Raw genomic sequence first — 11862 nt, 5'->3', positions numbered from 1 at the left:
GGGGTCAGCGGCGGAACTTGCCGCCGCTGTCGATGATGGACAGGTCGACAAACTCCAGGCCGGTGTGGTCGTTCGGCCCGAAGCCCACCTCAAGGCCGCCGATGTCCAGTTTGGACAGCCCTTCCAGCGCGTCGCGCAGCTTGGCCCGTGTCGGGTTGGCGCCGGCGCGCTGCAGGCCCGCCACCAGCACCTTGGCCGCCGCGAAGCCTTCCAGCATCGCCGGGCTCACGCCCTCCAGTCCTTTGGCCTTGGCCAGGTCCATCGCCTCCTTCACCATGGCCACCGAGAGCGAGCGCTCGTACGGGAAGACCTGGGTGACGATGGTGCCCGAGGCGTGGGTGCCCAGGGACTTCACGAAGCCGCCGGAGGCGTTGTTGGAGTTGGTGATGATCTGGGCGCGCGAGCCGGCCTTGCGGATCGCGGCCACGCCATCGGCCACCGCCACGCCCGAGCCGATGAACAGCACCGCCTGCGCGCCCGAGCTGGCGATGCGGGGGGCGATCGCGCTGAAGTCCCATTGGGCGCGGTCGAACTTCTCGATGAACAGCGGGCTCTTGCCCACCGACGAAAAGCCCTTCTGGGCGCCTTCGAGCAGGTCGGCGCCGAAGCTGTCCTCCACGTGCAGCACGCCGATGCGGTCCATGCCGATCAGGCTCAGGTGCTGCACCGCGCGCTCGGCCTCGCGCTGGTAGGTGGCGCGCACGTTGAACACCCACGGGTTGACGGGTCGGTGCAGCACCATGGCGCCGGTGGACGGGCCCACCAGGGGCAGCTTGGCGTCCGCCAGCACCGGCAGGATGGCCTGCGTGTGCGGGGTGCCGCGGTTCAGGAACAGGCTGACCACCTCCTTGTCGTCGGCCAGCTTCCGGGCGTTTTCGGCCGCCAGCTTGGGGTCGAACTTGTCGTCCAGCGACACCAGGTCGATCTTCTCTCCGTTCACCCCGCCTTTGGCGTTGATGGCGTCGAAGTACAGCCTGGCGCCGTCGGTGGTTTCTTTCACCCCGGCGGCCACGGGGCCGCTGAAGCCGGCGGTCTGGCCGATGCGGATCTGCGACCAGGCGGCTGCGGGCCAGGCCAGCGCAGCGGCCAGCCCCATGGCGCCGAGGGTCCGGCGCACGCTTGTTGTGTTTGTCATTCGTCTGTCTCCTTTGGGAGCGCCAGTCTAGGCAGCGGAGGGGACCGCGGCATTGGGGGAATGACGTAGCCCCCGGACAGCCCGACGTGCGGCTCCTAGAATGTTCGGCTCCCTCTCAGGAAGGCCTGCATGTCCGACGATCTCCGCCCCGCCGACGAACCCCTGTCCCCCGCCGAGGCGCCCGCAGACGGCGGCGGCACGATCCGCATCCGCGGTGCCCGCCAGCACAACCTCAAGAACCTCGATCTGGACATCCGCACCGGCGAGCTGACGGTGGTCACCGGCCCCAGCGGGTCGGGCAAGTCCAGCCTGGTGTTCGACACCCTGTTCGCCGAAGGCCAGCGGCGCTACGTCGAGACCTTCAGCGCCTACGCGCGCCAGTTCCTGGACCGCATGGACAAGCCGGCGGTGGACAAGGTCGAGGGCGTGCCCCCGGCCATCGCCATCGACCAGACCAACCCGGTGCGCTCGTCGCGCTCCACGGTCGGCACCATGACCGAGCTGAACGACCACCTCAAGCTGCTGTTCGCGCGCGGGGCGAACCTGTTCGACCGCGAGACCGCGCTGCCGGTGCGGCACGATTCGCCGGAGTCCATTTACGCGGAACTGCAAAGGCGTTCCGCCGAGCAAGGTGACCCCCGGCTGGTCGTGACCTTCCCGGTCGAGCTGCCGGCGTCCACCACGCCAGAGGAAGTCGAGCAGTGGCTCTCGGCCAGTGGCTACACGCGGGTGCAGGCCGAGCGCACCGTGCAGCGCGAAGCCAAGGAAGAGGCGCCCGCCAAGGGCAAGAAGGCCAGGCCGGTGATCGAGGCCGTCAAGCTGCTGGACGTGGTGGCCGACCGCTTCCGCATTGGCAACGCCGAACCGGCGCGGGTGATGGAAGCCATCGAGGCCGGCCTCAAGCGCGGGGCTGGCAAGCTGATGGTCTATGTGCTGAAGGAAGAGGGCGAGCCGGACATCTGGCGCTTCAGCACCGGTCTGCACTGCCCCGAGAGCGACATCCGCTACACCGAACCCACGCCCTCGGCCTTCTCGTTCAACTCCGCCGTGGGGGCCTGCGAAGCCTGCCGCGGCTTCGGCCGTGTCATCGGCGTGGACTACGGGCTGGTCATACCCGATGAAAAGCTCACCCTGCGCAACGGCGCGGTCAAGGTGTTCCAGACCCCGGCGTGGAAGGAATGTCAGGACGACCTGATGCGCCACGCCGAAGCGTCGGGCATCCCGCGCGACACGCCCTGGAACAAGCTCACGCCCGAGCAGAAGCAGTGGGTCATCGGCGGCACCCCCAGCTACAAGGACGGCCAGTGGGGCAAGCAGTGGTACGGCGTGGCGCGCTTCTTCGAGTACCTGGAGACCAAGGCCTACAAGATGCACATCCGGGTGCTGCTGTCCAAGTACCGCAGCTACACCGAATGCCCCAGCTGTGGCGGCGCGCGCCTGAAGACCGACAGCCTGCTGTGGCGCATCGGCACGAAGGCGCAGGCCGACGCGGTGCTGCCGGCCGGCAGGCGCTACCTGCCAACCGGGGTGAAGTGGTCGCGCGCGCAGCTTGAAGCCCTGCCCGGCCTGTGCCTGCACGACCTGATGCTGATGCCGCTGACCGATCTGCGGCGCTTCTTCTCCGATCTGTCGGTTTCTCTCGCTGGCGACGCGGGCGCGCGGGCGGAGCGCCCGGGGGCGTCAGTCGCAGGCTCCGATTCCTTCCCCGGGCACTCCACCCACCCACCCGCATCGCCGGACCCGGGCGCACCCAAAGCCTCGGGTGAACAGCAGGCCCTCAAGCTGCTGTTCGAAGAGATCAACACCCGGCTGCGCTACCTCTGCGAGGTCGGCATCGGCTACCTCACGCTGGACCGCCAGAGCCGCACCTTGAGCGGCGGCGAAGTCCAGCGCATCAACCTCACCACCGCGCTCGGCACCTCGCTGGTCAATACGCTGTTCGTGTTGGACGAGCCCAGCATCGGCCTGCACCCGCGCGACATGGCGCGTATCAACGACGCCATGCTGCGCCTGCGCGACGCTGGCAACACCCTGGTGGTGGTCGAGCACGACCCGGCCGTGATGCTGGCCGCCGACCGCCTGATCGACATGGGCCCCGGCCCCGGCGAGCGCGGTGGGCAGATCGTGTTCGACGGCACGCCCGAGGCGATCCGCAGCGCCGACACGCTCACGGGCGCCTACCTCGGCGCGCGCAAGACCGTGGGCATGGGCTTCAAGCGCATGGTCACCGACAGCACGCCGCGCCTGATCCTCGAAGGCGCGCGCGAGCACAACCTGCAGAACCTCTACGTCGAGTTCCCGCTGCAGCGCCTGACCGTGGTCACCGGCGTCTCGGGCTCGGGCAAGTCCACGCTGATCCAGGACGTGCTCGCGCCCGCGCTGCTGCGACATTTCGGCAAGGCCACCGAAACGCCGGGCGCGCACGACCGCCTGCTGGGTGCCGACTTCCTGAGCGAGGTGGTCTATGTGGACCAGTCGCCCATCGGCAAGACCGCGCGCTCCAACCCGGTCAGCTACGTCGGCGCCTGGGACGCCATCCGCTCGCTGTTCGCCGACGCGCCGCTTGCGCGCCAGCGCAGCTACACCGCGGCCAAGTTCAGCTTCAACAGCGGTGACGGGCGCTGCCCGACCTGCGGCGGCTCGGGCTTCGAGCACGTGGAGATGCAGTTCCTCTCCGATGTTTACCTGCGCTGCCCCGACTGCGACGGAAAACGCTACCGGCCCGAGGTGCTGGAGGTGCGCATCGAACGCGGCGGGCGCCTCATCAACGTGGCCGATGTGCTCGAACTCACCGTCAGCGAAGCCGCCGACCTGTTCAAGGCCGACCGCGAGGTCATCCGCGTGCTGCAGCCCATCGTGGACGTGGGGCTGGAGTACGTGAAGCTGGGCCAGCCCGTGCCCACGCTGTCGGGCGGTGAGGCGCAGCGCCTCAAGCTCGCGGGCTTCCTGGCCGAGGCCGCGAAGAACAGCGCGGCCAGCCGCCAGGCGCTGGCCCGCAAGGGCACGCTGTTCCTGTTCGACGAGCCGACCACCGGCCTGCACTTCGACGACATCGCCAAGCTCATGCGCTCGCTGCGCAAGCTGCTCGAAGCCGGGCATTCGCTGATCGTGATCGAACACAACCTGGACGTGATCCGCAGCGCCGACTGGCTGATCGACCTCGGCCCCGAAGGCGGTTCGGGCGGTGGCCTGGTGGTGGCCGAAGGCCCGCCCGAGGAGGTGCGTGAACACCGCACCAGCCACACCGCCAAGGCCCTGCGCGACTACGCCCTGTCCATGGACAAGGTGCACACGGTCAGCGACCGGGTGGCGCCGTACGCGGTGAAGAAGCGGCGCGCGCAGGTCGGCGGCGACGCGGTGCGCATCGTCAACGCCAAGGAGCACAACCTCAAGAACCTGAGCGTCGACATTCCGCGCGGCAAGTTCAACGTCATCTCCGGCGTCAGCGGTTCGGGCAAGTCCACGCTGGCGTTTGACATCCTGTTCAACGAGGGCCAGCGGCGCTACCTCGAATCGCTCAACGCCTACGCGCGCAGCATCGTGCAGCCCGCGGGCCGGCCCGAGGTGGACGCGGTCTACGGCATCCCGCCCACGGTGGCGATCGAGCAGCGGCTCTCGCGCGGCGGTCGCAAGTCCACGGTGGGCACCACCACCGAGGTCTGGCACTTCCTTCGCCTGCTGTACGTGAAGCTGGGCACGCAGCACTGCGTGCACGACGGCGCGGCCGTGATGCCGCAAAGCCCCGAGAGCATCGCCGCCGCCATCCTCACCCGCTACCGCGGCCGCCACATTGGCCTGCTGGCGCCGCTGGTGGTCAACCGCAAGGGCGTCTACACCGAGCTGGCCGACTGGGCGCGTCCGCGCGGCTACACGCACCTGCGAGTGGACGGCGAGTTCCTGCCCACCACCGGTTTCCCGCGCATCGACCGTTTCAAGGAACACACCATCGAACTGCCGGTGGCCGACGGCGTGGTGGACCCGGCGAACGAAGCCTGGCTGCGCACCCAGCTGACCAAGGCGCTCGAAATCGGCAAGGGCACGCTGCACTTGCTGACCGATCTTGACGGCCTCGCGCCCGCGCTGGCCGAGGGGCGTTCCACCGCCGGCTTGGGCAAACTGGAGGTGTTCTCCACCACGCGCGCCTGCCCGACCTGCGGCACCAGTTACCCCGAACTGGACCCGCGCCTGTTCTCGTACAACAGCAAGCACGGCTGGTGCCCCGACTGTGTGGGCACGGGCGTCAAGCTCTCGCGTGAGCAGCGCAAGGCGCTGGACGATTCGGTGCGCGACGACGACCAGAAGGGCCGCGAGCAGAGCTTCGCCGAGCCCGAGGTGGAAGACCTGACCGACGAGGCCTGTCCGACGTGCGAAGGCACGCGGCTGAATGCGCAGGCGCGGGCGGTGAAGTTCGGCGGCGTGGGCATCACCGACATCGCGCGCCTGTCGGTGAGCGAGGTGCGGCAGAAGGTCCGTGCGCTCATGGCCGACGGAGGCTTGAGCAGTCGGGAAGCCGACATTGCTCGTGACCTGCTGCCCGAAATCGAAAGCCGCCTGGCCTTCCTCGAAGAAGTGGGGCTGTCCTATCTGACGCTGGACCGCGGCGCCCCCACGCTCAGCGGTGGCGAGGCGCAGCGCATCCGCCTGGCGGCACAACTGGGTTCCAACCTGCAGGGCGTGTGCTACGTGCTGGACGAGCCCACCATCGGCCTGCACCCGCGCGACAACCAGATCCTGCTGGACGCTCTGCACAAGCTGGGCGACATGGGCAACACCCTGGTGGTGGTGGAGCACGACGAAGACACCATCCGCCGCGCCGACCACATCATCGACATCGGACCCAGCGCCGGCAAACGCGGCGGCCGCGTGGTGGCGCAAGGCACGGTGGCCGACCTGTCGGCCAGCGAAGACTCGCTGACCGGGCGTTACCTGTTGCATGCCATGAAGCACCCGCTGCAGCCGCGGCGCGCCGTCACCGCCGACGGTGAGCAGCTCGAACTGCGCGGCGCCACCATGCACAACCTGCAGCAGGTGGACGTGGCCGTGCCGCTCAAGCGCCTGGTGGTGGTCACCGGCGTCAGCGGTTCCGGCAAGTCCACGCTGGCGCGCGACGTGCTGCTCACCAATGTGGCCGAGGCGGTGTCGATGCGCAGCACCTTCGCCGGCCGCCAGGCCTGGGACAACGAGGGTGTGCGCCCCGCCTGGACCGGCTGCAGCAAGCTGCTGGGCAGCGAGACCGTGGACCGCGTGCTCGAGGTCGACCAGACGCCGATCGGCAAGACGCCGCGCTCCTGCCCGGCCACCTACATCGGCTTCTGGGACACGGTGCGCAAGCTGTTCGCCGACACGCTGGAAGCGAAGGCGCGCGGCTACGGCCCGGGCCGCTTCAGCTTCAACACCGGCGAAGGCCGCTGCCCCGCCTGCGAAGGGCAGGGCCTGCGCACCATCGAGATGAGCTTCCTGCCCGATGTGAAGGTGCCCTGCGAGGTCTGTCACGGCGCACGCTTCAACCCCGAGACCCTGGCCGTCACCTGGAAGGGCAAGAACATCGGCGACGTGCTGCAGATGGCGGTGGACGAGGCGGTGGAGTTCTTCGCCAGCATGCCCGCCATCAGCCACCCGCTGCAGCTGCTCAAGGACGTGGGCCTGGGTTACCTCACGCTGGGCCAGCCCTCACCTACGTTGTCGGGCGGCGAGGCGCAGCGCATCAAGCTGGTGACCGAGCTCAGCAAGGTGCGCGACGACATCGGCCGCCGCGGCCAGAAGGCGCCGCACACCTTGTACGTGCTCGACGAACCCACGGTGGGCCTGCACATGGCCGACGTGGAAAAACTGATCCGCGTGCTGCACCGCCTGGTGGACGGCGGCCACAGCGTGGTCGTGATCGAGCACGACCTGGACGTGATGGCCGAGGCCGACTGGATCATCGACCTGGGCCCCGAAGGCGGCTCGGGCGGCGGCCGCATCGTGGCGGCGGCGGCGCCGGAGGAGGTGGTGGTGCTCGGCACCCACACGGGCAAGGTGCTGGCGCCGGTGCTGGCGCGCTGAACGGCCCGCCCGTCGGGCGGGCGGCGGGGTTCAGGGCCGTCCGGCGCCTGGCACGTTCACGGTGGTGGTCCAGATGGCCGCCTCGCGCGCGGCTTGGCGCGCGTGCTCCAGGAAGTCCGGCGCCACGCAGATGAACAGGGTGCGGCCATCGGGGCCGCCGAGTGTGCAGGCGAAGGCGCCCTGGTCCCCGGTGGAAATGCTCTCCAGGATCTCGCCGCCCGGGGCCATGCGCACCACGCGGTGGCCCACGGCGTCGGCGAACCACACCGCGCCCTCGGCGTCCAGCGTGGCGCCGTCGGGTGCAGCCTTGAGCGCGCCCAGCACGCTCGGCACGTCGGTCATGGCCGGCAACGGACCCCAGGCGGCCCAGTCGCGGCGCGGCCCCAGCTGGCCGTCGGGCTGGATGTCGAAGGCCGAGATGCGGTTGCCCATGGTTTCCGCGACGATCAGGGTCTGGCCGTCGGGCGTGATCATGCTGCCGTTGGGGAAGTACAGGCCTTCGGCCGCCGCGTGCACCGAGCCGTCGGGGTCGACGCGCGCCAGCGTGGCGGTGTGTGGCGCGCCGCCGCCCATCAGGTCGAAACCGAAGTTGCCCACGTAGGCACGGCCTTGCGCGTCCACCACCATGTCGTTGACATGACCGTTCGCGACGGACGACAGATCGGCGTGCGTGACGAGGCGGCCGTCGGCCTCGCGGCGCAACACCTTGCGGTCGCGCATCGAGACCACCAGCAGGCGGCCGTCGGGCAGCCAGCCCATGCCCGAGGGCTGTTGCGGCACGTCGGCGATTTTTTCCACCCGGCCCTGCCGGTCGACGCGGATGATCTGGTGGGTGTAGAAGTCCGACAGCCACAGGTGGTCGTCGCGCCAGCGCGGGCTTTCGAAGAAGGTGTAGCCTGAGACGAGCACGGAAAAGCGGGGGGCGAGGGCCATTGGGGTGTCTCCTGAATGTTGTGGTGGAAGACGCACCATAGACACGCCGTGCCGCCGAGGCAAGCCGCCACCATCGCCTTGGCGACGCCGGTGACTGCGCTGTGGCCGCGCCGCGAACGATGACAATGCCCGCATGCTGATCTGGCCGCTTCCCGCGCTGCTGACCTGGGCACTGGCCTGGGGCTTGTTCATGGGCCTTCAGGCGGTGGGTCTGGGGCCGGTGGCGGCCTTTGTGCCCGCTCTGCTGGCCGCCGGCCTGGCCGCCTGGACCGGCCGCACACCCTGGCGGCGCCTGTTCATGCTCGCCGGTTTTCCGCTTTCGCTGCTGGCCAGCGGCGCGGCCGCTGCCGTGCCGGGCTGGGTCTGGCTGCTGCCGCTGGCACTGCTGCTGGCCCTGTACCCGCTGGGCAGCTGGGGTGACGCGCCGCTGTTCCCCACGCCGGGGAACGCACTGGACGGGCTGGCGCAGAAGGCGCCGCTGCCCGATGGCGCGGCGGTGGTGGATGCCGGCTGCGGGCTCGGCGCCGGCCTGATCGCGTTGCACCGCCAGTACCCGCGGGCGCAGGTCCACGGCCTGGAGTGGAGCTGGCCGCTGGCCCTGCTGTGCCGGCTGCGCTGCCGCTTCGCAACGGTGCGCCGCGCCGACATATGGGCCGAAGACTGGTCGGGCTACCACATGGTCTATCTGTTCCAGCGGCCCGAGAGCATGCCGCGCGCGATGGAGAAGGCCGCCGCCGAGCTGGCACCGGGCGCCTGGCTGGCCAGCCTGGAGTTCGAGGCCGCCGGTTTCACACCGAAAGCCCGGCTCGAAACCGTCCAGGGCAAGCCGGTCTGGCTCTACCAGGTGCCCTTCAAGCGGCGCTGAAATACCAGGCGGCCAGCACCACCGCCAGCACCACCACCGCCCCCATCAGCAGCCGCGTGCGCGTGCGCAGCAGCTCCACCGCGGCCACCAGCCGGGTGTTCTGTTCGGCCAGTTCGGCCACGGTCTGGGTGATCTGGTCCTGCGTCTGCTGCAGCCGGGTGAGGTCCTCGCGCGCCGTGGCCAGCTGTTGCTGGAGTTCGCGCAGCTCGGGCGGCGTGGGGCTGGGCGCCTCGATGACGGCGGCGTCCGGGGCGGGGGCGGGCTCGGCGGCCTCGCGGCGCCGCTGGCGCTGCTGGTTCAGCAGGTCGCGCGCGCCCTTGAGCACCTTGGGCGCGTGTTCGATCACGTCGCCCCAGGGAATCACCTTCAGTGCGGTCAGCCAGGGGATGGGCATGGGAGTCCTTTCATGTGGGGGCACTGCCCGCCAGGGAGCTTAGCGCCCCGTCACATGTTGCGCCGCATCAAGAAAAATGGGCGATAACAGGCATAACATCCGTAAATTCGCATGTTTTGATAAACGAGGATCGCATGGACTGGACCGCCTGGATCGAACACTACGGAGAGCCCCGGGTGCTGCTGGTGGGCGGCCTGCTCAGCGGGCTGCTGTTCGGCTTCTTCGCCCAGCGCTCGAAGTTCTGCCTGCGGGCGGCGGTCATCGAGTTCTGGCACGGCCGGTTCGGCGAGAAGCTCGCGGTGTGGCTGCTGGCGTTCTCCACCGCGGTGGTGGCGGTGCAGCTGTTCGTGGTGTCCGGGCTGCTGGACGTCAGCACGGCGCGGCAGCTCGCTTCCAAAGGCAGTCTGTCGGGCGCGCTGATCGGTGGTCTGATCTTCGGCGTCGGCATGGTCATGACGCGCGGCTGTGCCAGCCGCCTGCTGGTGCTCTCGGCCAACGGCAACCTGCGCGCGCTGCTCTCGGGGCTGATCTTCGCGGTCACGGCGCAGGCCTCGCTGGCCGGCGTGCTGGCACCCTGGCGCGAGGCCATCGCCGGGCTGTGGGTGGTGGACGGCGGACCGGCGCGCAGCCTGCTGGCCCTGGTCGGCGTGGGTCCGAACGACGGTCTGGCCTTCGGCGCGGTGTGGATGGTGACCGCGGGCTTCTTCGCCTACTACAGCGGCTGGGGCGTCTGGAAATGGCTGGGCGGCATCGGCACCGGCCTGGCGGTGGCCCTGGCCTGGCTGTTCACCTACCAGGTGCTGGCGCACTCCTTCGAGCCGGTCCAGGTGCAGGGCATGACCTTCAGCGGACCCTCGGCCGAGTGGCTGATGCGCGTGCTGAGCAACCCCGATGAGCCCTGGAACTTCGACCTCGGCCTGATGCCGGGCGTGTTCCTGGGTTCGCTCATCGGCGCGCTGGTGGGCGGCGACTGGAAGCTCGAAGGTTTCGGCGGCGGCTACACCATGCCGCGCTACATCATCGGCGCCATCCTCATGGGCTTCGGCTCCATGCTGGCCGGCGGCTGCGCGGTGGGTGCCGGCATGACCGGCGGCGCCATCTTCGCCGTCACCGCCTGGCTCACGCTGGCGGGCATGTGGGTCGGCGGCGGCCTGGCCGACCGGGTGCTGGACCGTCCCCGGCCGGCCGAGCCGGCCGGTGCGGCATCAGGCGCGGCCGCGGCGCCCTGAACGCAGGCGGCGGTGCTCGCGCCGCAGCAGCCACCAGCCCGGCCCGGCCACGGCCAGCAGCAGCGCCGGAAAGCCGATCACCGGCGCCCAGTCCAGCATGGCGGCGCCCAGCGCCGGCGCCAGCACGCCGCCCAGCGTGTACGAGAGCACCAGCACCGCCGTGCTGTTGACCAGGGTGATGCCTTCTTCGCGCGAGCCGATGTCGATCATGGCCAGCGTGTACAGGCTGCCGCCCGCGCCGCCCCAGACGAAGGCCACCGCCGCCGCCAGCCAGGGGGCGCCGGCCACGAAGGGAATCAGCACCGTCGCCAGCAGGGTGATCAGGGCGCAGGCGTGCAGGATCAGCACCCGGGCGCCGTGTTCGCCGCCGTGGCGCTGCTGCAGCGAGGGCCGGTCCGCCGCCATGCCGGCGGGCAGCATCATCAGCGCGCTGCCCAGGCCGCTGGCCGACACCAGCAGCGCCGCGGCCGCTGCCCCCATGCCCAGCGCCAGACCGTAGAGCGGCAGGATGGAGGTCAGGCCGCTTTCAAAGAAGCCGCCGACGAAGCCGACCGTCATGATCAGCGGGTGCGCGCGCAGCGCGTGCCAGACGCCGTGCAGGCCCACGCGCGCCTCGTGCGCGTCGGCGGCGGCCGGCAGGCGCGGAATCCACAGGCTGCCCAGCAGGCCCAGCACCAGAAAGCCCAGCACGATCCACAGCGCCACCGGGCTGGTGGGGCCCACCAGCGCCAGCAGGGCCGGGCCGATCACGAAGGTGGTGCCGACCATGGTTTCGAACAGGCCCACCATGCGCCCGCGCTGGTGGGGCGGCGCGAACTCGGCCACCACCGCCTCGGCCAGCACCCAGCGCAGACCGGAGGCTGCGCCGGCAATGAACTCGAAGGCGAACCAGACGGGCAGGGCGTCGGTGAGCAGGAAGCCGGTGGTGGAGACCACGGGGATGAGCGCCGACAGCCACAGCGTGGGCCGCCGGCCCAGGCGCTGGGTGATGGCCGAGGCGAAGGGTGTCATGAAGAACACGCCGACCCAGCCGCTGGCCGCGAACAGCCCCGCCAGCGCGGTGGACTCGCCACCGTCCTTGAGCTGCAGCAGCAGCCAGGGCATGAGCATGAAGTAGCCGACCAGCTCGCAGAAGGTGGCGACGAAGATGGCCCACAGGCCCCGGCGGGCCAGCGCGGGTGGCGCAGCCGGGGCGGGGGTGGACGGCGGGGGCAGGAGCGGGCCGCTCACTGGACCACCCTCTGTGCTGCGCACTGCGGGG

The 11862-nt window shown here is 70.2% G+C and carries 7 protein-coding genes; 3 read left to right on the top strand and 4 right to left on the bottom strand.

Going from position 1 to position 11862, the window contains the following annotated elements; all coding sequences use genetic code 11:
• Positions 1 to 4 precede the first annotated feature (4 nt).
• Positions 5 to 1135: an ABC transporter substrate-binding protein gene (locus HPS01S_RS10705; RefSeq protein ID WP_066155245.1), complete on the bottom strand. Its 1131-nt coding sequence runs from the start codon at positions 1133 to 1135 to the stop codon at positions 5 to 7.
• Between the two features lie 129 nt (positions 1136 to 1264).
• On the opposite strand from HPS01S_RS10705, the gene uvrA reads away from it, so the two are divergent.
• On the top strand, positions 1265 to 7180 hold the full coding sequence (uvrA, locus tag HPS01S_RS10700) for an excinuclease ABC subunit UvrA (protein ID WP_084397262.1): 5916 nt from the start codon (positions 1265 to 1267) through the stop codon (positions 7178 to 7180).
• A 30-nt stretch (positions 7181 to 7210) separates the two neighbouring features.
• Here uvrA and HPS01S_RS10695 read toward each other — a convergent pair whose 3' ends face one another.
• Positions 7211 to 8113 (bottom strand): SMP-30/gluconolactonase/LRE family protein, encoded by a 903-nt coding sequence (locus HPS01S_RS10695; RefSeq protein ID WP_066155242.1) that lies wholly within the window; start codon positions 8111 to 8113, stop codon positions 7211 to 7213.
• 133 nt (positions 8114 to 8246) lie between these two features.
• On the opposite strand from HPS01S_RS10695, the gene HPS01S_RS10690 reads away from it, so the two are divergent.
• Entirely contained in the window at positions 8247 to 8978 is a 732-nt protein-coding gene (locus tag HPS01S_RS10690; RefSeq protein ID WP_066155239.1) for a class I SAM-dependent methyltransferase, read from the top strand.
• On the opposite strand, the gene HPS01S_RS10685 is transcribed toward HPS01S_RS10690, so the two are convergent.
• Positions 8965 to 9372, bottom strand: coding sequence for a hypothetical protein (locus HPS01S_RS10685; RefSeq protein ID WP_066155236.1), 408 nt, complete (start codon positions 9370 to 9372; stop codon positions 8965 to 8967). The genes HPS01S_RS10690 and HPS01S_RS10685 overlap by 14 nt on opposite strands.
• Before the next feature lie 134 nt (positions 9373 to 9506).
• On the opposite strand from HPS01S_RS10685, the gene HPS01S_RS10680 reads away from it, so the two are divergent.
• Complete coding sequence (locus HPS01S_RS10680; RefSeq protein ID WP_066155233.1) at positions 9507 to 10601, top strand: YeeE/YedE family protein; 1095 nt, start codon at positions 9507 to 9509, stop codon at positions 10599 to 10601.
• Here HPS01S_RS10680 and HPS01S_RS10675 read toward each other — a convergent pair.
• A complete protein-coding gene (locus HPS01S_RS10675) occupies positions 10578 to 11831 on the bottom strand; it encodes an MFS transporter (RefSeq protein ID WP_066155228.1) in 1254 nt (417 codons plus the stop codon). The two genes, HPS01S_RS10680 and HPS01S_RS10675, sit on opposite strands and share 24 nt — an antisense overlap.
• Between the last annotated feature and the right edge of the window lie 31 nt (positions 11832 to 11862).

Source organism: Hydrogenophaga pseudoflava NBRC 102511, assembly GCF_001592285.1.
GTDB lineage: Bacteria > Pseudomonadota > Gammaproteobacteria > Burkholderiales > Burkholderiaceae_C > Hydrogenophaga > Hydrogenophaga pseudoflava.
Note: the sequence above shows the minus strand (reverse complement) of the source record. Positions and strands in the feature narration are given on the sequence as shown.